Annotated in this window: 24 protein-coding genes; 10 read left to right on the top strand and 14 right to left on the bottom strand. The window is 53.9% G+C overall.

Annotation, left to right across the window (positions count from 1 at the left end; translation table 11 throughout):
• Positions 1–20: 20 nt before the first annotated feature.
• Together QNN86_RS11455 and QNN86_RS11450 are read left to right on the top strand one after the other, a co-directional pair.
• A complete protein-coding gene (locus tag QNN86_RS11455) occupies positions 21–1,355 on the top strand; it encodes a PLP-dependent aminotransferase family protein (RefSeq protein ID WP_414211129.1) in 1,335 nt (444 codons plus the stop codon).
• A 123-nt stretch (positions 1,356–1,478) separates the two neighbouring features.
• Positions 1,479–1,829 (top strand): DUF2002 family protein, encoded by a 351-nt coding sequence (locus QNN86_RS11450; protein ID WP_181617674.1) that lies wholly within the window; start codon positions 1,479–1,481, stop codon positions 1,827–1,829.
• A 35-nt stretch (positions 1,830–1,864) separates the two neighbouring features.
• On the opposite strand, the gene alaE is transcribed toward QNN86_RS11450, so the two are convergent.
• On the bottom strand, positions 1,865–2,314 hold the full coding sequence (alaE, locus tag QNN86_RS11445; protein ID WP_096756011.1) for an L-alanine exporter AlaE: 450 nt from the start codon (positions 2,312–2,314) through the stop codon (positions 1,865–1,867).
• 489 nt (positions 2,315–2,803) lie between these two features.
• Between alaE and stpA the strand changes: the two genes are divergently transcribed.
• Positions 2,804–3,205 carry a DNA-binding protein StpA gene (gene stpA / locus QNN86_RS11440; RefSeq protein ID WP_115257656.1) on the top strand — a complete coding sequence of 134 codons (402 nt, stop codon included), beginning with the start codon at positions 2,804–2,806 and terminating at the stop codon, positions 3,203–3,205.
• A gap of 35 nt (positions 3,206–3,240) precedes the next feature.
• Here stpA and QNN86_RS11435 read toward each other — a convergent pair whose 3' ends face one another.
• The 3 genes from QNN86_RS11435 to QNN86_RS11425 form a co-directional block, all read right to left on the bottom strand.
• A complete protein-coding gene (locus QNN86_RS11435; RefSeq protein ID WP_115257657.1) occupies positions 3,241–3,420 on the bottom strand; it encodes a hypothetical protein in 180 nt (59 codons plus the stop codon).
• Positions 3,421–3,500: 80 nt separating this feature from the next.
• Positions 3,501–4,028 (bottom strand): rhodanese family protein, encoded by a 528-nt coding sequence (locus QNN86_RS11430; RefSeq protein WP_414211128.1) that lies wholly within the window; start codon positions 4,026–4,028, stop codon positions 3,501–3,503.
• Positions 4,029–4,037: 9 nt separating this feature from the next.
• Positions 4,038–4,337 (bottom strand): ArsR/SmtB family transcription factor, encoded by a 300-nt coding sequence (locus QNN86_RS11425; protein ID WP_414211127.1) that lies wholly within the window; start codon positions 4,335–4,337, stop codon positions 4,038–4,040.
• 166 nt (positions 4,338–4,503) lie between these two features.
• On the opposite strand from QNN86_RS11425, the gene QNN86_RS11420 reads away from it, so the two are divergent.
• The gene (locus tag QNN86_RS11420) at positions 4,504–4,662 is read left to right on the top strand and encodes a YqaE/Pmp3 family membrane protein (RefSeq protein ID WP_015585265.1); all 159 of its coding nucleotides are present in this window, start codon (positions 4,504–4,506) and stop codon (positions 4,660–4,662) included.
• On the opposite strand, the gene csiR is transcribed toward QNN86_RS11420, so the two are convergent.
• The 7 genes from csiR to QNN86_RS11385 form a co-directional block, all read right to left on the bottom strand.
• The gene (csiR, locus tag QNN86_RS11415; protein ID WP_414211126.1) at positions 4,659–5,351 is read right to left on the bottom strand and encodes a DNA-binding transcriptional regulator CsiR; all 693 of its coding nucleotides are present in this window, start codon (positions 5,349–5,351) and stop codon (positions 4,659–4,661) included. The genes QNN86_RS11420 and csiR overlap by 4 nt on opposite strands.
• A 45-nt stretch (positions 5,352–5,396) precedes the next feature.
• On the bottom strand, positions 5,397–6,797 hold the full coding sequence (gabP, locus tag QNN86_RS11410; protein WP_414211125.1) for a GABA permease: 1,401 nt from the start codon (positions 6,795–6,797) through the stop codon (positions 5,397–5,399).
• A gap of 144 nt (positions 6,798–6,941) precedes the next feature.
• Positions 6,942–8,225 carry a 4-aminobutyrate--2-oxoglutarate transaminase gene (gene gabT / locus QNN86_RS11405; protein WP_414211124.1) on the bottom strand — a complete coding sequence of 428 codons (1,284 nt, stop codon included), beginning with the start codon at positions 8,223–8,225 and terminating at the stop codon, positions 6,942–6,944.
• 24 nt (positions 8,226–8,249) lie between these two features.
• The gene (gene gabD, locus QNN86_RS11400) at positions 8,250–9,698 is read right to left on the bottom strand and encodes an NADP-dependent succinate-semialdehyde dehydrogenase (protein WP_096756019.1); all 1,449 of its coding nucleotides are present in this window, start codon (positions 9,696–9,698) and stop codon (positions 8,250–8,252) included.
• Positions 9,699–9,721: 23 nt separating this feature from the next.
• Entirely contained in the window at positions 9,722–10,990 is a 1,269-nt protein-coding gene (gene lhgO / locus QNN86_RS11395) for an L-2-hydroxyglutarate oxidase (RefSeq protein WP_414211123.1), read from the bottom strand.
• A 19-nt stretch (positions 10,991–11,009) separates the two neighbouring features.
• Complete coding sequence (gene glaH / locus QNN86_RS11390) at positions 11,010–11,987, bottom strand: glutarate dioxygenase GlaH (protein WP_096756021.1); 978 nt, start codon at positions 11,985–11,987, stop codon at positions 11,010–11,012.
• Between the two features lie 260 nt (positions 11,988–12,247).
• Positions 12,248–12,850 (bottom strand): short chain dehydrogenase, encoded by a 603-nt coding sequence (locus QNN86_RS11385; protein ID WP_414211122.1) that lies wholly within the window; start codon positions 12,848–12,850, stop codon positions 12,248–12,250.
• A 98-nt stretch (positions 12,851–12,948) separates the two neighbouring features.
• Here QNN86_RS11385 and QNN86_RS11380 point away from each other — a divergent pair, with 98 nt between their 5' ends.
• Positions 12,949–13,839 (top strand): LysR substrate-binding domain-containing protein, encoded by an 891-nt coding sequence (locus tag QNN86_RS11380; protein WP_414211120.1) that lies wholly within the window; start codon positions 12,949–12,951, stop codon positions 13,837–13,839.
• A 96-nt stretch (positions 13,840–13,935) separates the two neighbouring features.
• Here QNN86_RS11380 and QNN86_RS11375 read toward each other — a convergent pair whose 3' ends face one another.
• Genes QNN86_RS11375 through QNN86_RS11365 form a run of 3 tightly spaced genes read right to left on the bottom strand, consistent with a single transcriptional unit; the run spans position 13,936 to position 16,887 of the window.
• Complete coding sequence (locus tag QNN86_RS11375) at positions 13,936–15,450, bottom strand: tripartite tricarboxylate transporter permease (RefSeq protein ID WP_096756024.1); 1,515 nt, start codon at positions 15,448–15,450, stop codon at positions 13,936–13,938.
• Positions 15,451–15,460: 10 nt separating this feature from the next.
• Positions 15,461–15,895, bottom strand: a complete 435-nt coding sequence (locus QNN86_RS11370) for a tripartite tricarboxylate transporter TctB family protein (RefSeq protein WP_414211119.1) — start codon at positions 15,893–15,895, stop codon at positions 15,461–15,463.
• Positions 15,896–15,909: 14 nt separating this feature from the next.
• Complete coding sequence (locus tag QNN86_RS11365; protein WP_414211118.1) at positions 15,910–16,887, bottom strand: Bug family tripartite tricarboxylate transporter substrate binding protein; 978 nt, start codon at positions 16,885–16,887, stop codon at positions 15,910–15,912.
• 152 nt (positions 16,888–17,039) lie between these two features.
• Here QNN86_RS11365 and tctD point away from each other — a divergent pair, with 152 nt between their 5' ends.
• The 5 genes from tctD (at position 17,040) to QNN86_RS11340 (ending at position 22,660) form a co-directional block, all read left to right on the top strand.
• On the top strand, positions 17,040–17,714 hold the full coding sequence (gene tctD, locus QNN86_RS11360) for a transcriptional regulator TctD (RefSeq protein ID WP_115257666.1): 675 nt from the start codon (positions 17,040–17,042) through the stop codon (positions 17,712–17,714).
• On the top strand, positions 17,701–19,113 hold the full coding sequence (locus tag QNN86_RS11355; protein WP_414211117.1) for a sensor histidine kinase: 1,413 nt from the start codon (positions 17,701–17,703) through the stop codon (positions 19,111–19,113). Before tctD ends, QNN86_RS11355 begins: the two co-directional genes overlap by 14 nt.
• Positions 19,114–19,409: 296 nt before the next feature.
• Positions 19,410–20,825: an undecaprenyl-phosphate glucose phosphotransferase gene (locus QNN86_RS11350; RefSeq protein WP_181617663.1), complete on the top strand. Its 1,416-nt coding sequence runs from the start codon at positions 19,410–19,412 to the stop codon at positions 20,823–20,825.
• Positions 20,815–22,101 carry an outer membrane beta-barrel protein gene (locus QNN86_RS11345; protein WP_181617662.1) on the top strand — a complete coding sequence of 429 codons (1,287 nt, stop codon included), beginning with the start codon at positions 20,815–20,817 and terminating at the stop codon, positions 22,099–22,101. The genes QNN86_RS11350 and QNN86_RS11345 overlap by 11 nt, the downstream gene beginning before the upstream one ends.
• Position 22,102: 1 nt before the next feature.
• A complete protein-coding gene (locus QNN86_RS11340) occupies positions 22,103–22,660 on the top strand; it encodes a polysaccharide biosynthesis/export family protein (protein WP_096756031.1) in 558 nt (185 codons plus the stop codon).
• Position 22,661 lies beyond the last annotated feature (1 nt).

The raw sequence follows: 22,661 nt of genomic DNA, 5'->3' as shown, positions 1-22,661 counted from the left end.
ATCAAAAAAGCAGACCATAAATGCCACGCTACCAGCAAATCGCCCGTCAGTTAAAAACCGCTATTGAGAAAGGGGAACTTAAGCCTGGCACACGCTTGCCGTCCAGCCGCACCTGGTCCCAGGAACTGGGCGTTTCACGCTCGACGGTGGAAAACGCCTACGCAGATCTGGTGGCGCAAGGCTGGCTGGAACGACGCGGGCAGGCCGGAACGTTTGTCAGTCAGCAACTGCGACTGGACACTTCGCCCGTCGCACCAACGGTCTTTGCCGGAGAAAACCCTACACCGCAACTTTTTCAGATGGGATTACCGGCGCTCGATCTCTTTCCCCGCGAAGTCTGGGCGCGGGTGATGGGGCGGCGTTTACGCACGCAGACACGTTCCGATCTCGCCTTGGGTGATGTCAGCGGCGAACTGTTGCTACGCCAGGCGATCGTTGATTATCTGCGCGTATCCCGCAGTATTGAGTGCCTGCCAGAGCAGATTTTTATCACTTCGGGCTATGCAGCCTCCATGACCTTAATTTTGCGGGCGCTGGCAAATCCCGGCGCAGGGATGTGGGTAGAAGATCCGGGTTTTCCACTGATCCGCCCCGTTATAACGCAGGAACAGGTTGAACTGCTGCCCGTCCCGGTCGATAGCGAGGGGCTGGATGTGAGCGCCGGGATCCGCGACTACCCACAAGCGCGTTTCGCCCTCCTCACGCCAGCCCATCAAAGCCCGTTGGGCGTAGCACTTTCGCTTGCCCGTCGACACCAACTGCTGGAGTGGGCCGCCAGCGCTCGGGCATGGATTATTGAAGATGATTACGACAGCGAGTTTCGCTACCACGGAAAACCGCTGCCGCCGCTAAAAAGCCTGGATGCGCCGCAGCGGGTGATTTATGCCGGTACCTTCAGCAAATCATTATTTCCGGCTTTACGTACAGCCTGGCTGGTGGTGCCGGTGACGGAGGTCGCGCGCTTTCGTCGCCAGGCGGCACTTGCGGCTTGTACCGTGCCGCTGTTATGGCAGCAAACGCTGGCGGATTTTATTCGTGATGGCCATTTCTGGCGGCACCTGAAAAAAATGCGCCAGCACTATGCCCAGCGGCGTCAGTGGATGGAAAGTGCGCTGACAGAACACGGCTTTACCGTCATACCACAGGAAGGGGGTATCCAGCTGGTGATGTCGGTGAGCGGCGAAGATACGGCGCTGGTACGCAAAGCGAATCAGGCTGGCCTGGCGGTTCAGGCGTTAAGCCAGTGGCGAATAACCTCAACGGGAGAGGGGGGCATATTATTGTCATTTACCAATATTCCATCGTTGGAAATGTCCCGACAGGCCGCCCGTCAACTTCGGTTGGCAATAACCTGATTCAGCGCCATGCTTAAGAAAGTCGCCTCACTCTCTTCATGCGTTTATGGACTTTTCTGAAAGCGTTGCTAATGCTGAATCAGGTAAGGTAAGCCCGCAGTAAAAGATAACGAGGAAAAATATATGTATTTAAGACCCGATGAGGTGGCGCGCGTACTTGAGAAAGTGGGCTTTACCGTGGATGTAGTGACGCAGAAAGCGTACGGTTATCGCCGTGGCGAAAATTATGTGTACGTTAATCGTGAAGCGCGTATGGGGCGAACCGCGTTAGTTATCCATCCCACGTTAAAAGAACGAAGCTCTTCGCTGGCGGACCCGTCGACGGATATTAAAACCTGCGATCACTATCAGCAGTTCCCACTTTATTTAGCCGGAGAAACCCATGAACATTATGGTATTCCCCACGGCTTTAGTTCGCGTATTGCGCTGGAACGTTATTTAAATGGGTTGTTTGGCGACGTGAATTCAAACTAAAGACGCGACTGGCGGGGCCAGTCGCGAAGAGACATTCAGGCTTTCGCCTGATGATAGCTGCTGACTTTAAACAGGCGGCGGCAATAATCAAGGAAGTAGCCGTACACCGCTCCCATCAGCATTGAAACCACGATGTTGGAACTGACGGCCGCCGTGATCTGGTGCCAGTCTGCGCCAACCGTGAGCAAAATGACCACATATACCGGTGACTGGAAGGTCACGTATGCCAGTACATCCGCCAGATTTTTTGCCCATCCCGCCGGCGTAGCTTTACGCGCCGCACGCATGAACAGATCGCGGTACATACCGTAAGGCCAGGCGATCAGAATGTTGACAGGAATAGCCACCAGTCGGGAAGAGAGCGACTGTTCAAAGGTCATTCCCGAGAGGAATACTTCAATCAACATGTTCACGACAGAACAGTAAACAACCATCGCGAACGTGTCTGCTACAGCATGACGCAAGCGTGACTGCGGAGAGAACATGTTAATGCTCCTTGTAAGAAGAGGTAAAAAGGTATTGTATACCTTGTTGCTAGTGATTTGTTTTGTTGCTTTCGCGTTTCAATAGGATATATGCCTGCATAATAACTATCAACTAGCTTAAAATTTTTATTTATTGTCTTTTTGTCGATAAAATGCTCTGTAATGGTTCGTTTTTTGTTCGTTTTGGCATTTTCGTTGTCATGTTGATTAAATGTCTTTTAAATCATTATGTTATGTTGATTTGTTTTTCTGGTTTTTATACGCTCCTTTCTCAGTGTTTTCGAACATCACAGCAACATATTTATTTCTATTGTCGGGTTATTATAAAATAGTGAGGGTAGCTGCCCCGGCGATAGCGTGATAAATATTAAGCTGGCGTGTTGGCTTAATAGTTTGTGAGCAACAGGGGCTGGAAATAGAATAATCAATCGAATACAATTTTTTCCGTAATACCATTTTTGCTTTATGCGTTAAAGAGGTTTTATTAATATGAGTTCAATGTTAAAAAACTTAAATAATATCCGCTCGCTGCGTGCAATGGCTCGTGAATTTCCGGTCGATGTACTGGAAGATATGCTGGAAAAATTCAGGGTGGTCACCAAAGAACGACGTGACGAGGAAGAACAGTTACAGCGCCAGCGTGCAGAACAGCAGGAAAAAATTAATACGCTGCTGGCGCTGATGAAAGCAGATGGGATTGAGCCAGAAGAGTTGCTAAGCATGACGACGGTGACGTCGCGAGCAGTTAAAAAACGTCAGCCGCGCCCGGCAAAATATCGTTTTACCGATCTCAATGGTGAAGTGAAAACCTGGACTGGACAAGGCCGCACGCCAAAACCTATTGCGCAGGCGCTGGCTGCTGGTAAATCACTCGATGATTTTTTGATCTAATTAGCAAGGCGGTGAGAGTGTCTCACCGCTTATTTTCAGCAAACGCCAAAATCGCCGTCTTCGCTATATCGGGTGACATCTGCTGCTTTCAGGGTGAATTTTTCACCGCTTTCATTACTGGCCTGCACGGCCACAATCTGCTCGTCATTCACTTCAACAACTTTCAATTTTGGTCCGCCCATACGCGGTTGAACCAGATCGCCGGGTTTAAACATACTGTCCTCCGTTCTTGATGGCAAAACCCACCATAGATCAGGGCCATCGGCGGGTACAGCGCTGTTTCACTGATTACCGCTTAATGAGTACGCCGATTCCAGGGCATTTTATCCAGCAGCCGCGCCATGCCGCAGAAGCCGGTAACGCCTGCCAGGATAAACCCCGCGCCAACAAAGCCGCTGAGCAGAAAGAAGGCGCTGCCAACGGCGTAACCGAGAACCACGCCGAGTAAGATAAGACTGCCTGCGGCAATCTGCACCTGGCGCATCAGCGGTAACGGCTGTGATTTATCTTCTACGACCGGCAAACCTGCTGCCTTCCAGCCGTCGATTCCCCCCTCAAGTAGCCAGCACTGGGCTGGTGCAGCAATTGCACTCAGTTTTGTGGCCGCATTTTGTGTGCGCTTACCCGACTGGCAGTGAAAAATAATGCGATCAGCGCGTAAGTTATCCGGCAATAACCCCTGGTCGAGCGCGGACAACGGTGCCAGATGCGCCTGCGGAATATGTTCGCGCAGATACTCATCGGCATCACGAATATCAATCAGTTTGGCTCCTTGCGCTAACAGCGTCTGCGCCTCGCGCGGGGAAATCGTCCCAATGGTCATGTTGGCTCCTTACGGGCAATACAGTGTTTTTAATGTGGCGATGAGGGAATTCACCGCCGCATTTTTGATGAAGTAGAGAATGCGCTGAGCATCACGTTGGCGGTCTATTAATCCTTCTTCGCGCATGCGCGCCAGATGCTGAGAGGTGGCCGATGGACTAAGACCCGTAACGCGGGCTAACTCTCCCGCGCTGGTTCCCGGCGATCCGCACAGCATGCACAAAATGAGCAGCCGCTTCGGGTTGCTCATCGCTTTCAGCAAGCTGGCGGCCTGCTCAGCGCTGGCCTGGAGTTGTTCGAGTTCAGTCATATTTATTTTAGTAATTGCTAAATTAAGCACATTCTAAAATAAAGAGGTAACGTACGCCAGCGTCAAGAGCGTAAAGGAGGGTAAAACAGCAGGGCGAGGCGGGGGGAGTTGGCTACACTTACTCTGTTTAGAGAGTAACTCTCTTTTTTGCTTGCATGGAGTGTGTATGGGTTTCTGGAGAATTGTTTTAACGATCATTTTACCTCCGCTTGGCGTGCTGCTGGGCAAAGGTTTTGGCTGGGCGTTTATCCTCAATATTGTGCTGACGCTGCTGGGCTATATCCCGGGTCTGATCCACGCTTTCTGGGTCCAAACCCGCGACTAGGCTTTTTCTGCCAGCAGTTTGCCGGACATTGCCTGCTGAATAATCGGAATCGGCGTCAGCAGGTGCTGGCGCATTAATTCACTGGCGCGTACGGCATCGCGCGCCAGAATTGCGTCGGTCAGCGTCTGATGCTGATCGTGTTTATCTTCCAGCATTTCCACTGACAGCACCGTTTTACGCAGCCAGATAAACCGGTAGCGCGCCGCCAGAGAGAACAGCCGTTCACGCATTTGCAGCAGATACTGCGACCCACAGCCGGCAACAATCGCCGTATGAAACGCCTGATGGCGCTGATCCCATTCATCCAGCATCTCTTCGCTGGCATCAACGGCTTCCAGTTTGCTGAGCATATGTGCGCGCGCCAGAATTTCCGCTTCCCAGGCGTCGTCGCCGCGTTCGATAGCCAGACTGACCAGCATGGCTTCCATATTGGCGCGGGCGTCAAAAATATCCAGCAGCTCCTGCTCAGACATTGACGCCACACGATACCCTTTCTGATTGACCACCGTGACCAGTCGCTCCGCCACCAGCTGCGAAAGCGCCTCGCGAAGCGGCCCTACGCCGAGTTCATAGCGTGACGTCAGCAGACTCATTCGCAATTTTTCATCGGGCTGAAACACCCCGCGGATAATGTCGTTCTTGAGCCAGCGGTATCCATCAATGGCCGTCGGTTGGGAAATGGCGGTCATGGTCTTACTCCTGAAAAGGTGTCCCGGCCTGCGCCGGGAACAGGTTTAGCGCGTACTGTGCAACGGTGCTTTTTGCCACGATAGCAGTTTTTTCCAGCGCGCCATAATCGGCACGGTGCAAATGATCGCGATGGCGAGCAGCCCGGTTGAGATGACTTCCAGCTGTTGTGCCGGACGAAACAGCATCGCGACCAGTACAAAGCCAATAAAACCGATCACCAGCCACGTCAGCCACGGATAGAGCCACATTTTCATCTTGATATCTGCACCTTCCGCCAGCAGGATTTTGCGCATCCGCAGTTGGGAAACAGCAATGACCAGATAGACCAGCAGCGCGATGGCACCAGAGCTGTCGATGAGAAATTTAAACACTTTTGCCGGTGCGTAATAATTCACGATCACGGTGAGAAACGCCGCCCCAGTGGAGAGCAGCACGGCGACATAAGGCGTTTTGCTGCGGTTGGTTTTCCCCATAAAGGCCGGGGCATCGCCGCGACGGCTCAGGGAATACAGCATACGGGAGGAGGTATACAGCGCCGAGTTCAGACAGCTGGTAACCGACAGCAGGATAACGCAATCCATAATCAGTTTGGCGTGGGGAATATGCAGTAACTCCAGTACCGAGCGGTAAGAACCCACCTCTTTCAGCCCCGGCATGTTCCATGGGATCAGCGCCACTACCACAAAAATGGAACACAGATAGAAAATGGAGATACGCCAGATGACCGAGTTCGTGGCACGCACGATGTGTTTATCCGGCGTGTCGGATTCGGCGGCAGCAATGGTGACAATTTCCGCGCCCATAAAAGAGAACATAGTGATCAGCATCGCGCTCAGCACTGCGCCAAAACCATTGGGCATAAAACCGCCCTGATCCCATAGCCTTGATACTCCGCTGACCTCGGCGTAGGGATAAAATCCGCTAATCGCCGCCGCCCCGAGGGCAATAAATGCCAGGATGGCAATCACTTTGCACAGTGCCAGCCAGAACTCAAACTCACCGTAATTTTTGACGCTCAGCAAATTACTGCCGGTTAACGCCAGCGTGATAACCAGGGAAAATAACCAGATGGGCACGCCCGGGATCCAGGAGTGCAGAATGATGGCGGCAATGTTGGCTTCCAGTGGAATAACCAGCACCCAGAACCACCAGTACAGCCAGCCAATGGTATACCCAGCCCACGGGCCGATGGCCTTATCGGCATAGGTGGAAAACGATCCGGTATCCGGCGTGGCGACGGCCATTTCGGCCAGCATGCGCATAATCATCACCACCAGTAACCCGGCGAACAGATAGGCCAGTAGCACCGCGGGACCGGCTTCCGCAATCGCCACGCTTGAACCGACAAACAGGCTGGCGCCGATAACCCCGGCAATAGACAACATGGTGACGTGGCGTGATTTCAGCCCGCCCCCTAAATCATGTGATTGTGACACTTGCCCCATCTTTTAACCTCGTTATTGTTATTGACGTCGCTTCCTGCACCTTACCCGTAGGCCCGGTAAGCGGAGCGCCACCGGGCATCACAATATTGCCGGAGGCGGCGCATGCGCTTTATCCGGCCTACAATCCCCGCTCAGATACGGGGTTTAGCCTTGCTTCGCCTCGGCAAAACACTCGGCGATAATGTCCAGCCCCTGGCGGATTTGCCCGTCTTCAATGGTCAGTGGAACGAGGATGCGCAGCACGTTGTAGTACGGTCCGCAGGAGAGCAGGATCAGCCCTTTATCACGGGCGCGGGCGACAATTTCGGCGGTCAATTTCGCATTAGGCTTATGGCGATCGCCGTCTTCAAACAGTTCAATCGCAATCATCGCCCCCAGGCCACGTACGTCACCAATCTCACGGTGGGTTTCGGCAATCGCCAGCAGGCCGTTGCGCAGGGTGTTGCCGAGGTCATTGGCTTTTTGCAGCAGATTTTCCTGCTCGAAGATGTTCAACACCGCCAGCGCGGCGGCGCAGGCAATCGGGTTCCCGGCATAGGTGCCGCCCAGACCGCCCGGTGGGATCGCGTCCATCACCTCGGCGCGTCCGGTCACGCCCGCCAACGGGAAACCGCCAGCAATGGATTTGGCGAAGGTGGTGAGATCCGGTGCGACGCCCATTTGTTCCATCGCGAACAGTGTGCCGGTACGGCCCGCGCCGCTCTGGACTTCATCGGCAATCAGCATGATCCCATGCTCGTCACAAATGGCGCGCAGGCGCTGCATAAAGGCAGGGGAGGCGGCATAGAAACCGCCTTCGCCCTGGATAGGTTCAATGACGATGGCGGCAATGTCTTCCGGTGCGGCATCGTTTTTGAAGATGCGGTGGATACTGGCGATGGCATCGTCTTCGCTGATGTCATGCAGCGCACAAGGATACAGGGCGCGATAAACATGGCCCGGCATCAGCCCCATACCGGCTGAGTAAGGGTTTACCTTTCCGGTTAGCGACAGGGTGTAGTGGGTTCGGCCATGGTAAGCGCCGCTAAAGGCAATGGTACCGCTGCGTTTGGTGGCGGCGCGGGCAATTTTTACCGCGTTCTCCACCGCTTCGGAGCCGGTGGTCACCAGCAGGGTTTTCTTGGCGAAATCGCCCGGCACCTTTTGGTTCATGATTTCACACAGTTCGAGGTACGGCTCGTAGGCCAGTACCTGGAAGCAGGTATGCGACAGCTTTTTCAACTGCGCTTCTACCGCAGAGACAATCTGTGGGTGCAGGTGGCCGGTGTTCAGCACCGCGATGCCGCCAGCAAAATCAAGGAATTCACGCCCTTCAACGTCCCAGACCCGGCAGTTTTCTGCGCGTTCGGCAAAAATCGGGTGGATCTGTCCTACGCCACGTGGAACTGCGTTGCTACGACGTTGCATGAGTTCTTTATTGGTGCTCATCAGGTGTTCTCCAGTATTGTTTTATTAAAGTCCGATACACATGTATTTGATTTCTAAATAGTCTTCGATGCCGTATTTCGATCCTTCACGGCCAAGACCGGAGGCTTTGATGCCACCAAAGGGAGCGACTTCGTTGGAGATAATGCCGGTGTTAATGCCGACAATGCCGTACTCCAGCGCTTCACCGACGCGGAAGACGCGGCTCAAATCACGGGCGTAGAAATAGGCGGCCAGGCCGAACTCGGTATCGTTGGCCTGCGCGATGACGTCAGCTTCGTCTTTAAAGCGGAACAGCGGTGCCAGCGGGCCGAAGGTCTCTTCTTTGGCCACTTTGGCATGGTTGGGCACGTCGACCAGGATGGTTGGCTGGAAGAAATTGCCGCCCAGCGCGTGGGCTTTACCGCCGCTGATAATCCGGGCGCCTTTATCCAGCGCATCGGCAATATGTTCCTCTACTTTAGCGACCGCTTTTTCATCGATCAGCGGTCCGGTAGTGACGTCAGGTTGCAAGCCATCGCCGAGATGCAGCTTGCTTACGGCTTGCTGAAGTTTTTCGGCAAAGCGCTCATACACGCCATCCTGCACATACAGACGGTTGGCGCAGACGCAGGTCTGCCCGGCGTTGCGGAACTTCGAGGCCAGCGCGCCTTCGACCGCTTTGTCGAGATCGGCATCGTCAAAAACGATAAACGGCGCGTTGCCGCCCAGCTCCAGCGACACTTTTTTGATGTCTTTGGCACACTGCTGCATGAGCTGGCGACCAATTTCGGTGGAGCCGGTAAACGACAGCTTGCGCACCAGCGGGTTGCTGGTGAGCTCATTGCCGACCGCGCCCGCCGAACCGGTGACCACGCTGAAGACGCCTGCTGGGATCCCGGCGCGGTTAGCCAATTCTGCCAGCGCCAGCGCGGAGAACGGCGTCTGGCTGGCGGGTTTAAGCACCATGGTGCAGCCTGCGGCCAGCGCCGGACCAGCTTTGCGGGTGATCATTGCCGACGGGAAGTTCCACGGCGTAATTGCGGCGGTGACACCAATGGGCTGCTTAATGACGATCAGGCGTTTATCGGCCTGATGGCCGGGAATGGTGTCGCCATAAATGCGTTTACCTTCCTCGGCAAACCATTCAATAAAGGAGGCGGCATAGGTGATTTCGCCTTTGGCTTCCGCCAGCGGCTTACCTTGTTCGAGTGTCATCAGGCGGGCGAGATCGTCCTGGTGCTCAATCATCAGGTTGAACCAGCGGCGCAGAATCGTCGCCCGCTCTTTGGCGGTTAGCGCACGCCAGGCAGGCAGTGCACGGTTAGCTGCCTCAATGGCTTCACGGGTTTCATCCGCGCCCATTTTCGGTACGCTACCCAATTGCTGACCGTTGGCGGGATTGGTCACCGCGATAGTTTCGCCGCCGTTGGCGTCGCGCCAGTGGCCGTCAATCAGCGCCTGCTGGCGAAATAAGGTGGGATCGTTAAGTTGCATAATAGCGTCCTGTCGTAAAAGGGTTAACGGGTAAAGGCGGCGTGTAATGTCTCCACGCTACGTGCCGCACGCAGCGTGCGTCCGGGATTACTCTGGTTTGCCAGTAGCGCATGAACTTTGCTGACGATATGCGCCCCGATGGGGAGAGCCGACGTCGCCGCCGGAGACGGCGCGTTGCAGGTGTGAATCGAGCGCGGGGTGGTGACAAACAGGAAGTCGTCAATCAGTTTGCCATCCGGCGATACCGCCTGTGCCCGCACGCCCGCAGGCCAGGGCTGCAGGTCTTTTAGCGTCAGGCTCGGGCAGTATTTTTGTACCCGGCGCAGGTAGCCGCTTTTGCACAGCGAGTTTTTCATCTCGCTTAAGCCGGAACGTAAATTGTTTTGCAGCACCCGACGGATGCCGGAAGAGCCGAGGATTTCCAGCGTGTCAGTCAACGAAATATCACGTTTACGATAGCCTTCACGCTTAAACGCCAGCACCGCGTTGGGGCCGACCGTGACGCTGCCATCGATCATGCGGGTGAGATGTACGCCGAGAAACGGCATTGCCGGATCGGGGATCGGGTAGATCAGGTGGTTGACGATGTGGTTATGTTCCGGCGCCAGACGGAAGTATTCCCCGCGAAACGGACAGATGATAAAGCCCGGCTCAACGCCGAGCATTTTCACCAGTCGGTCAGCCATCAACCCGGAGCAGCTAATCAGCGTAGCACCCTCATACTCCTGGCCCTGGCGGGTGTGTACGATAACGCCCGCAGCGTGTTCTTTCAGGCCGCTGACTTCGGCGTTGTAAACAATCTCGCCGCCTTTGGCCTGGAAAATTCTCGCCATCGCGGCGGTGACGTCGCGGTAGCTGACGATCCCGCTTGATGGCACAAAAATCCCGCCCAGCCCGGTGATGTTAGGCTCGCGCTCGTGCAGTTCTTCGGCATTGAGCCATTCGCGCTCAAGACCGTTGGCGGCGGTGCGATCCCACAGGGCGCGCATACGCTCCATTTCAAGCGTTGAGGTGGCGACCAGCATCTTTCCACAGACGTCATAGCGGATGCCGTTTTGATCGCAAAAGGCTTTGGTGGCGAGATTACCGGCCAGACAAAACTTCGCCTTCAGGCTGCCGGGGGTGTAATAGACCCCGGCATGGATCACTCCGCTGTTGTGGCCCGTCTGATGACAGGCCGGACCGGACTCTTTTTCCAGCAGAGCAATTCTGGCGTCCGGGTAGACATCAATCAGCTGCATGGCGGTCGACATGCCGATAATGCCGCCGCCAATAATCACAAAATCATACATCCGCTTAATTCCTTCGCGCTTACTGATGCGTCTGGTAGTGGTTTGTAGCGTAGGCAAAGTAACCACGCTGGCGCATCAGTTCGCGGCGCAGGTCCGGATGCGACGTGAAGCGATCGCGCCCGTGCAGCCAGAACAGGTTGTTGATCAGCAGGAATTTACCGACCGAAACCGGAACGGACAGGATGCTTTTGCTGGTCTCCAGCGCATCGGAGAGCGCGCTTAGCCAGACACCCTCTTCATAATCTTTTGGCTGGACGAACTGGTCGATGTAGCGCATTACCGGGCGACCCTGCTGGTCGACGTCAAACACCGGATGAAACACGTCCTGGCTGACGTTTTTGCTTGGCGGCGCGGCAAAACGCATTGGGCGGCGGGCCAGCGGATGGGTGAAGTAGTTTTCCAGATGTTCCCAGTCGTCGAGGTGCAGCAGCAGCGAATTGCCGCCGGTCATGTTCTGCTCATCGATTTTCATCATCAGCACGTAGTCGGTGATCTCTTCGAGGTAGGTGCCGTCGTTATGCAGCTCCATCACGCGGTGTGGCTGGCGCAGGTAGCTGTCGGAGTTATCGACGTTTTTCACCACGAAACGCGCGTAGTACTGACCGCTCATCGCATCAAAGTTGGAGCGGCCGATCAGATGCGCCACTGCCGTTGCCAGTTTGACCATCTCCTCTGCCTGCGCCACGTCATCGACACCTTCCGCGTTGATCAGCAATGCACCTTCGGCGCGATCCAGCAACGTTTTTAGCAGCAACGGTTGCAGCTGATTGCCGCACAAGTCGTCGAGGATGTTTGCCACTTTGAAGCGCAGGAAGGATTTGTATTCCAGCGCCTGCACCGGCCATTGCGCCACGGCCTGCAGAAATTGCTCAGCGGTTTGGGCAGAAAACGTCAGCTCCAGCAGGCGTGGTGACTGGGCTGACGGTTTCAGCGTGAAGCCACGGTAGTGCTGGGCTGGATCTTCAGCGTTCGGTTGTACGGCAGTCAGTGCGTTCATCAGAATCGATCCTCTCAGTAGATTGTCAGGGAGACATGGTGCTGCTCGTTTCGTAGCCATAAATTAAAAATATCTACATTTTTGGAAAACGCGCACAGAATGAACTTGTTTGTTTATTATTTGCGATCCAAAACAACAAATATTTAACATTATAAAAGGTGAGGGTAATTACGCGGAGCGGGAGGATATACGGAGAAGGATCTTTTAAAACAGAGGGTTAATCAGGCTGCCGCTGGCGGAGCGCCGCGACAGCCACAATATCAGTAGCCGACTTTGTAAATACGACCGGTTTGAATGCCTTCGACGCTGCGGCGATAGGCGTTAGCGACCGTGGCGGCGGGGACGCTTTCAAAGCCAGGGAAGAAACCGTCATACGCCGCAGCGGATTCACTCAGCACGGTGGGGCTTATCAGGTTAATGCGTATGCCGCGCCCTAATTCGCAGGCTGCGGCGCGTACAAACCCTTCCAGTCCGGCGTTGACCGTGGCAGCACTTGCCCCTTGCGCAATCGGCTCATGGGCGATAATGCCGCTAATCAGCGTAATCGAGCCGCCCTCGTTGAGGTAATGCTGCCCGGTCAATGCCAGCCGCACCTGGCCTAGCAATTTATCCTGCAACCCCTGATTAAACTCGCCGTCGGTCATGGTCGACAGGGGGCCAAAGAACAGGCTACCGGTGGCGGAAACGATCGCATCCACCCGACCGATTTTTTCAAACAGCGCCTGTACGCTCTCTTGCGAGGTGATATCGACCTGGTAATCACCCTGCGTGCGGCCCACGCGAACAATCTCATGTTTACGACCCAGTTCTTCTGCGACTGCGCGACCGACGGTACCGCTGGCACCAATAATGACGATTTTCATAACCACCTCCGCAATTGTGTGAGCCGTTATTCTTTAATGAAAATGAAATCGGATAAACTGGCTAAAAGTTAGATGATTGCTAACCAGAGGTTTGTAATATGGATAAGCTACGCGGCATGGAAACGTTTATCGCCGTGGTGGAAAGCGGCAGCTTTACCGGGGCGGCAACGCGACTGGAGATGTCGGCGGTGATGGTGGGGAAATATATCGCGCTGCTGGAAGCGCAGCTCGGTACGCGACTGCTGGAGCGCAACACCCGTCGCCAGAGTCTGACCGACGCCGGGCGCGTCTATGTTGAGGAAGCACGGCGGGTGCTGGAGCAGGTGTCGATAGCCGAACGCTCGGTGGAACGACTGCGGCTGGCACCGGCGGGGACGCTGCGTATCAGCGCTCCCACGTCTTTTGGCGCCTGTGTCGTTTCGCCGCTGGCCGCGGCTTTTTTACAACGCTGGCCCGAAGTGCGTATTGAACTGGATCTCACCAACCGGATGGTTGATCTGGTGGACGAGGGGGTCGATCTGGCGATCCGCATCGGCGATATTCATCAGACGGATGTGGTAGCAAAATTCCTGTGCCCGTACCGTATGGCGATCTGCGCGTCAGCGGACTATCTGGCGCGTCACGGTACGCCCCGAACGCCTGCAGATCTGGTGGATCATCTGTGCTTGTCCCACACTGTATGGACGGCGCGTAACGAATGGACGTTGCCGGGTATGGAAGGTGAAGTCAGATGGAAACGTGATGCCATCCTGCGTTGTAACGATGGTCACGGTCTGCGCATGGCGGCGGTGGCGGGCGCGGGGTTGCTGTTGCAGCCGGAGGTGTTACTGGCGGACGAGCTTGCCAGCGGCAAACTGGTTCGGGTGCTGGAGGGCTTTACGCCACAGCCGCGACCGATTCATCTGCTGTGGCGTCAGGATTTACGCCCCTTGCCGAAACTGACGCGGTTTGTCGAGCATATGCTGGAAGGCACGCAGGGGTTACGCTGAAAATAAAAATGCCGGATGGCGCTGCGCTAATCCGGCCTACGGGAGGTAGCTATTGTAGGCCGGACTAGACGCGTCAGCGCCCCATCCGGCCTATTATTAGCCGATATCCACCTGCGGTTTGCGGTTGCGCTTGCGGATCAGGCGCAGCACCGGTGGGATCACGATAACCATCACCGCCATCGCCAGCAGGACTTTTGCCACGCCGCTGGCCCACAGAATATCCATACTGCCGTTACTGATCGACAGCGCGCGGCGCAGGTTCTGTTCCAGCATTTCGCCCAGTACAAAGCCTAAAATCAACGGCGACATCGGGAAGTGCATTTTACGCAAAATGTAGCCGAATACGCCGAGGCCAACCATCAGCACCAGATCGAACGTCGTACTGTGTACCGCGTACACACCAACTGCGGAGACCGCCGCGATGGCCGGGACCAAAAACCACAGCGGGATGGTCAACATGCGTGTAAACAGACCGATCAGCGGGATGTTCATCACCAGCAGCATGACGTTGGCAATCAACAGCGCCGCAATCAATCCCCAGACGATGTCCGGTTGCTCGGTAAACATCGCCGGACCCGGGGTGATGTTGTACAGCGTCAGCGCGCCCATCATCACCGCCGTGGTGCCGGAGCCGGGTACGCCGAGCGTCAGCATCGGAATAAACGAGCCGCAGGCCGAGGCGTTGTTTGCCGCCTCCGGTGCGGCAACGCCGCGAATATCCCCTTTACCGAAGCTGTCGCTGTTACCGCTAAGCTTTTTCTCGGTCATGTAGGTGATAGCGCTGGCGATGGTGGCCCCGGCACCGGGCAACACGCCGACAAAAAAGCCGATTACCGACGAGCGCAGCGTCGCGCCCACGCATTGCGCGCCTTCTTTGGCGTTGAACATCATGCGGCCGGTTTTACGTACCAGCGCCTGACCGCTGCTGGTATGTTCCAGCATTAACAGGATTTCTGAGACAGAGAACAGCCCAATCACCACCACGATAAACTGCACGCCGTCGGAGAGATGGACACTGTCAAAGGTGAAGCGATATACCCCGGTGTTGGCGTCTACGCCGACGGTCGCAAGGCCAAGACCGATTAGCGCTGCCAGAAAGGATTTCAGCGGGTTTTGCGCCATCATGCTGCCGAGGCAGGCAATGGCGAAGACCATTAGGGCAAAGTATTCTGCCGGACCGAAGGCCAGCGACCATTGAGCCAGAGCCGGAGCAAACAGAATGATGCCGCCGATGGCGATCAGCGAGCCAAAGAAAGAGCTGACCGCCGAGATAGAGAGAGCCACGCCGCCGCGTCCTTGCTGTGCCATCGGGTAGCCGTCGAGGGCGGTCATAATGGCGGCGGCATCACCGGGTACGTTCAGCAGAATCGACGAGATTCGCCCGCCGTATTCGCAGCCGATGTAAACGGTCGCCAGCAGGATCAGCGCGGACTCTGCGGGCAGGTGCAACGCAAAAGCCAGCGGCAGCAGGATCGCCACGCCGTTAATGGGACCGAGTCCCGGCAACAGCCCGACAATAGTGCCGACAAAACAGCCGATCAAGGCGATAACCAGGTTTTCCGGCGTCATCGCCACCGCAAAACCCTGAGAAAGATATATCCAGGTATCCATCGTTTCTCCGTTAACTCAGCCAGGCGCCGAGCGGTAAGGTGACGTCAAGCAGCCGATCGAAGGCATACCACAGTAAAATGCCGAGAACCGATCCGGAAATACCCGCCGCCGGGATGGTGGCCCCGAACAGCAGGCCAATCACCACGGTGAGAATGGCGGTGGCAATCGGAAAGCCCAGCCACTCGAATCCCCAGGCGTACATAAACAGAATAATCACCATCGTCAGCAACTTTTGCAGCACATGGCGAGGAGGCCAGCTGATGGTGTCCGGGTGGCGCAGGAGTAACGCCACGGCGCACAGCAACATCAGGCCGATAATGCCCAGCGGAAAGGGACGCGGGCCGACCGGCTCATAGCTGTATTCGCTGGTTATTTGCCAGGCCACGAACAGCCCGGCTATACAGAGCAACAGCCAGATACCCGCAAAAATACGATCGCTCATCATTGTTGCCCCTGCGCTTATTTAGCCAGACCGAAGGCTTTTGCCTGCTCACGATAATCGGTGACCTGCTTCTTCACGTAGGCGTCGAGTTGTTGCCCACTCATGTTGAATTCAAACAGACCGCGAAGATCGCGTTGCTTTTTAAATTCATCGGTTTGTTGGAGTTTGGCAAAGGCGTCCACCCACCATTGATACTCGGCGTCGCTGACTTTTGGCCCGACGTAGAAGCCGCGGATGATCGGCCACACGAGGTCATATCCCTGCTCTTTGGCGGTAGGCACATTGGCTAACTGTCCCGGCAGACGTTGATCAGCGAACACCGCCAGGACGCGGATTTTGTCGCCGCTGAGATACGGCACCATCTCGCTGAGATCGCCGGAGACCACCTGCACGTGATTGCCCATCAGCGCAGTCACCGGCTCGCCGCCGCCCTCAAACGCCACGTAGCGCATCTTGTGTGGATCGACGTTGGCTTTTTGCGCCAGCAGCGCCGACTTCATCCAGTCCTGACTGCCAATAGAGGCACCGGCACCAATCACCACGCTGTTGGGGTCTTTCTCCATGGCTGTCAGCAGGTCTTTCAGCGTTTTCCATGGGGCATCGTTGCGCACGGCAATCATGCCGTAGTCGGTGCCGACGCTTGCCAGCCAGCGCACATCGTCGACGCCGTAGCGGCCAAATTTGCCCTGCGACAGGTTCAGCAGCGACCCGCCGGAGAAGGCCACCACGGTGCCCGCTTCGGCAGGGCGTTGGGCGACGATGGCGTTATAGGCGACCGCCCCGACGCCGCCAGGCATATAGGTCACGCGCATCGGTTTTTCGATGGCGCCGGTTTCCATCATGCTCACCTGAATCAGCTTACAGGTGAGGTCAAAACCGCCGCCGGGTTTTGCCGGGGCGATACATTCGGTGCGTGAAGGCGCTTGTTCCGCCAGAACAGAGGTACTCATCAGTAACATGCTTGCAGTAAGGGTACGAAGTAATTGTTTTTTCATTATTTATCCTCACGCCGGATGACCGGATTTCGGGTACGGAAGATTATTTTTGTGATTATGTGAGCCGATGTGTAGCAGTTCGGTTGCGTGATTGTTAAAACATTAACCTTTCAATTCCCTTTCAATGCGGCAGAAACTTTACAGGATGTGATATGCGTCTCTTATTAGCGGAAGATAACCGTGAGTTGGCTCACTGGCTGGAGAAAGCGCTGGTGCAAAACGGTTTTGCCGTTGACTGCGTGTTTGATGGTCTGGCGGCCGATCACCTGTTACACAGTGAAACCTATGCGCTGGCGGTGCTGGACATCAATATGCCTGGGCTGGACGGTCTTGAGGTGGTTCAGCGGCTGCGTAAGCGCGGGCAAACACTTCCCGTTTTGCTGCTGACAGCACGTAGTGCGGTGGCGGATCGGGTAAAAGGGCTTAACGCCGGTGCGGATGATTACCTGGCAAAACCGTTTGAGCTTGAAGAGCTGGATGCCAGGCTGCGGGCGCTGCTGCGGCGTAGCGCGGGGCAAGTGCAGGGTATACAGCAACTCGGTGAGCTGGCGTTTCATGATGAGGGTTATTTTCTGCTGCAGGGACAACCGCTGGCGCTGACGCCGCGCGAACAGGCGCTGCTGACGGTGCTGATGTACCGACGGTTGCGTCCGGTCTCGCGCCAGCAGTTGTTTGAACAGGTCTTCAGCCTGAGCGATGAGGTCAGCCCCGAAAGTATTGAACTTTACATCCACCGTTTGCGTAAAAAACTGAACGGCAGCGACGTGCGTATCGCGACCCTGCGCGGCCTGGGCTATGTGCTGGAGCGCAGTGATGAAGTGGGTTAAGCCGCAGTCGCTGTATCTGCAACTGCTGATGTTCCTTGGCTTACCGCTGCTACTGCTGTGGGGGCTGTCGGCGTTTAACAGCTATGTCAGTGCTCTGCAGGCGGCGACTCAGGCGTATGACCGGACGCTGCTCTCATCGGCGAGAACGGTATCCGAGCGGCTGGTGGTGCGCAATAAACGTCTGGAAGTCAACGTACCGTGGGTGGTACTGGACAGCTTTGAGCTGAACATGAACGATCGGCTGTACTACAAGGTGGTGGATCCGACGGGGAAGGTCATTTCTGGCTATGACGATTTGCCGGCGATGCCGCCTTCCACCTCGCGCACCCGGCTATACCCGGCGCTGGCGTGGTTTTATCATACTGAATATCGCGGGGAGGCTATTCGTGTGGCACGCCTGCTCCAGCCGGTGAATGAAGGCGGGATTGTCGGTATGGCGGAGATTTATGTCGCCGAAACGCTGCAATCACGACGCTATCTGGCGCGACAGCTGCTGTTCTCATCCTGGGTATCCCAGGGGCTGCTGGTACTGCTGACGCTGGTGCTGGTCGGCTGGCTGCTGCGACGGGTATTACGCCCGATGCGCCAGCTGTCATCATTGATGGTACGCCGCGAGCCGGGGCTACTGACGCCACTGCCGGAGCTGCTGCCGTGGTCGGAAACTCGTTTGCTGATCGTGGCCTTCAATCGCTACATTGATCGGCTACGCGCGCTGATATCGCGCCAGGAGCGCTTCAGCGCAGATGCTTCTCATCAGCTAAAAACCCCGCTGGCGGTGCTAAAAACGCAGGCTGCGGTAGCCCTTGCCAGCCCGCAGCCGCAGCAGTGGTATGAGAGTTTACAGGCCATGAGCACTACCCTCGACAGCACCATTCAATTGACGGAGCGATTGTTACAGCTTTCTGCCGTGAAGCGCAAAGAGCAGGGAGAAAGACACTTCTCACCGGTTAATCTGTTTGAGGTGGTGCAAACCAGCTGTTTTACTCGCCTGGCGCAGGCGCGCAGCAAAGCCATCGATCTCGGCTATGAAGGGGAACAACAGGCGGTGTGGATTGAAGGGGATGATGTTCTGCTCGGCGAACTGTGCGGAAATCTGCTGGATAATGCGCTGAAATACACGCCTGCACAGGGGATGGTCACCGCCCGGCTGCTGCGTGAGGGAGAAAGCGTGGTGCTGGTGGTTGAAGACAGTGGCCCCGGTATTGATGACGATCGGGTGCATCAGGCGCTGTTACCGTTTCATCGGCTGGATAACGTGGGCAATGTTCCCGGGGCGGGGATTGGGCTGGCGCTGGTCAATGATATTGCTCGCCTGCACCGCACGCATCCGCAGCTGTCGCGCAGTGAAACTCTGGGAGGGTTAAGCGTGCGGGTGCGGTTTTTATGCGTCGCGGGTTAAAGCCGCTAATAATAATCAGGCATAAACTATTTTGCTAGTCGACGAATGGTTATCTGTCAATAATATATTTTTCGCAGAGAATCATCTTTCCTAATCATTAAAAATAAATGTTATAAATTTTAATAATCAATAAAATCATAATGATGTAAATTTCACTTGCGATCGTTGTCACATTCTGTAATATTTATTTTTACATTTACTGACAGTCCAACATTGCGCTTTTTAAGCTTGTGATATAATTAACAATATGAGATGAGAAAAAAACAATTAAAGATCAACCGATAATAGGCTGAGATATGCTTAAGAATTCGCTAAAGATTAGCAGTCAAGGATATCCAGTCTTTTTAAAACTGGTCGATTTCCTTGTTATCAATATTACGTTAATTTTTAGCGCGCATCTGCTAGGGATCGTGCCGTTTTCGACGATTGTTATCCTCAGTGTGATCTTCTCGCTGATGTTTTTGTTGTTTGCTGAATACACTAAAATGTATCAGCAAAAGATAAAAACCATTGGTTTACGTAATCAGAAACGGCTGATTTCGTGCACGCTGCTGGCTATTTTTTTTAACGAACTGCTGAGCATGACGGTAGCTGAACCTGAGTCACTGGGATACCTCGAGCCTCTGGCACCTCCTTTTTGCTCTGCCATCATCTACTGGTATTTTATTCCACTGCCTTTTCTCTATTCTATTCGTTTTTTTCTTTTTAAATATTCAACAAAAAAATATGTGCGTGTTGCCGTTATTGGCCTGACTGAGAATGGTCTGGCGGCGGAAAATGCGTTGACTACGGAATACGCCAACATCAAGTTAGACCTGGCGTTTTATGATGAGCGCAGTCCAGAACGTTGTGGTGATGTGGTTGATAAAATAAAAAGCCCCTTTCGCGGTTCGGTCATAAATTTAGTTGAAGAAGCGAAAAATGGGAATATAGATGAGATCTATATTGCGCTACCGATGGTGGCGTTACAGCGCATTCGTCATTTTTTGGCGATGATGTCTGATACCACGGTCGATACCTATATTGTGCCTGACTTTTATACCTACAGTAACAATATGTCCAAGCTGCGCTCGATCCACAACCTGCAAACCATCGGCATTTTTAGCTCGCCGTTTGAAGGTGCAGGATCGTTTATTAAGCGGGCTGAAGATCTGGTCCTCGGGAGTCTCATCATGGTGATGATCTCCTCACTGATGTTAGCCATCGCCATTGGGATCAAACTCACCTCGCGCGGCCCGGTATTTTTCAAACAAGACCGCTATGGTCTGAGTGGGCAAAAAATTAAGGTCTGGAAGTTTCGCTCAATGCGGGTGATGGAGAATTCTGACACCGTTATTCAGGCTACGAAGAACGATCCACGGGTGACGAAATTCGGTAGTTTTTTACGTCGCACCTCGCTCGATGAACTGCCGCAATTTATTAATGTGTTGCAGGGCAGTATGTCGATTGTCGGTCCCAGACCGCATGCGGTTACGCATAACGAGCAGTACCGTAAGCAGGTCGAAAATTACATGATCCGCCATAAAGTGAAGCCAGGGATCACCGGTCTCGCGCAGATTAACGGGTTTCGTGGGGAAATCGATGCGCTCTATAAGATGGAAAAACGTGTCCAGTATGACATTGAGTATATTCAAAACTGGTCATTATGGTTGGATATAAAAATTATTATTAAAACTATTTTCAAAGGATTTGTCGGTAAGAATGCATACTAAAATACTCGTTATTACCGGAATCGTGATATCGCAGTCCGCATGGGCTGATCTGACACCGAAATCACACATTGGCTTTGCGGGGATCGACTTCCAGGGCAAGGTTGCTGTGGATTATGGTTATGATGATAACGTGACATATCAGCCACATAACCGCGATGCGAAAGGTTCCGCCTTTCAGAGTGCTGCGCCCGTGCTGAGTATGATCGGCGAGCGCGGTCAGGATACGTATTTGCTGATGTATTCGGGGGATTATCGCCACTACTCCAGCGATTCTGCGGATAACTACAACGATCATTTTTTCCGTTTTAACGGTGCCTGGCGTTACGGACAAATGCACGGCCTAACCCTGAATCTGGAAGATTCGCTTGGGCATGAAGATCGTGGTCGCGATATTACTGAGGGTTTTTTGCCAAGCCAGTTTCGCCAGTATGGGATTAAATCTCCACTGACGACCAATTTTATCAACAGTGAACTGCGCTACAGCTACGGCGCGCCGGATGGGCGCGGTAAAGCGGAACTGGCGTTGTTATACAAAAAGCTGACGTTCGGTAATACGTCGGATGTTCAGGATACCAGTAAAGATTTTTATACTTACATTCAGCAGCAGGAATGGCATGAGAATAGCTTGGTTGCGGAGATATTTGACCAGTACACGTCGAGAACACGTTTTCGCTATAGCTTTATTACTAATCAGCGCCATTACGATAATAATTCAGAAAAAGACAGTAATGAATACTATTTGCTTTACGGCCTGAAATCGCAGTTGACGGGTAAAACGAATGTCGACATGAATATTTCATGGTTATACAAAACATTTGAAAACGATCCAAACTCGCATGATTTTAATGGTCTAAACTGGGATATAAAAGGGGAGTGGAAACCGTTACAGCAGTCTGCTTTCACCGCGCGTTCGTCGCAAAGTATTAAAGATCCGTCGGAAGTTGGGGGCTATATTTTAGTTACTGAATATGGGATTTCTTACCAGCATTTTTGGTTGGGCAATCGCTTTTCTACCCTCCTCGACTATGCATACACCATGGAGGACTATAAAAAACAGAACAAGGATCGCCATGATAAAAGGGGTGTATTTAGCGTAACTATGAGCTATGACTACACGCCATCAGTGAATTTTGCAATTAAATATCAGTTAGATACATTGAATTCTAATAAGGATACTGACTCGTTTTATATCGGTCCCAACGACAATCAGGAAGTCATCAGAACGCTAGGTTATGATAATTCTATGATTATGCTTACAGCTAAGGTTCAGATCTAAAATGAAAATAATAGAACTGTGCGCGTTTTTTCTATTCAGTATCCTGTTGGTCGGATGCGCAACGTCCAGGCCACCATTAACGGACGACCCTGCGGCAAGCGCAGAGGATTACCGTCTTGGTGCGGGGGATACGGTCAATATTGTGGTTTACGGCGAACCCGAGATGACCATGAAATTTATCGTCGATAAAAGCGGAACCATCAATTTTCCTTATATTGGCACGCTCGCATTAAAAGAGAAAACGCCGGACCAGGTGACTGCGGAATTAACGCAACGCTTGCGTAATGGATATATGGTTAATCCCATGGTGACGGTTAGCGTCGCTGAATTCCGTAAATACTACGTATCAGGCGAAGTGAAAAGCCCTAATGCTTTCGCGTATGAGCCGGGACTTACCGTGGAGAAAGCGATTGCTCAGGCGGGAGGATTTACCGATCGCGCTGATCGTAAAGATATCAATATTCGCCAGGCGGGCAGTCATCAGCTGCTGGAGAATGTGGATTTAACGCACTCGGTGCGTCCAGGTGACGTTGTGATCATTGGCATGGGGTTCTTCTAAT

It is taken from the genome of Citrobacter sp. C348 (assembly GCF_047467975.1).
Classification (GTDB): domain Bacteria; phylum Pseudomonadota; class Gammaproteobacteria; order Enterobacterales; family Enterobacteriaceae; genus Citrobacter; species Citrobacter gillenii.
This window is presented reverse-complemented; position numbering and strand designations above follow the sequence as displayed.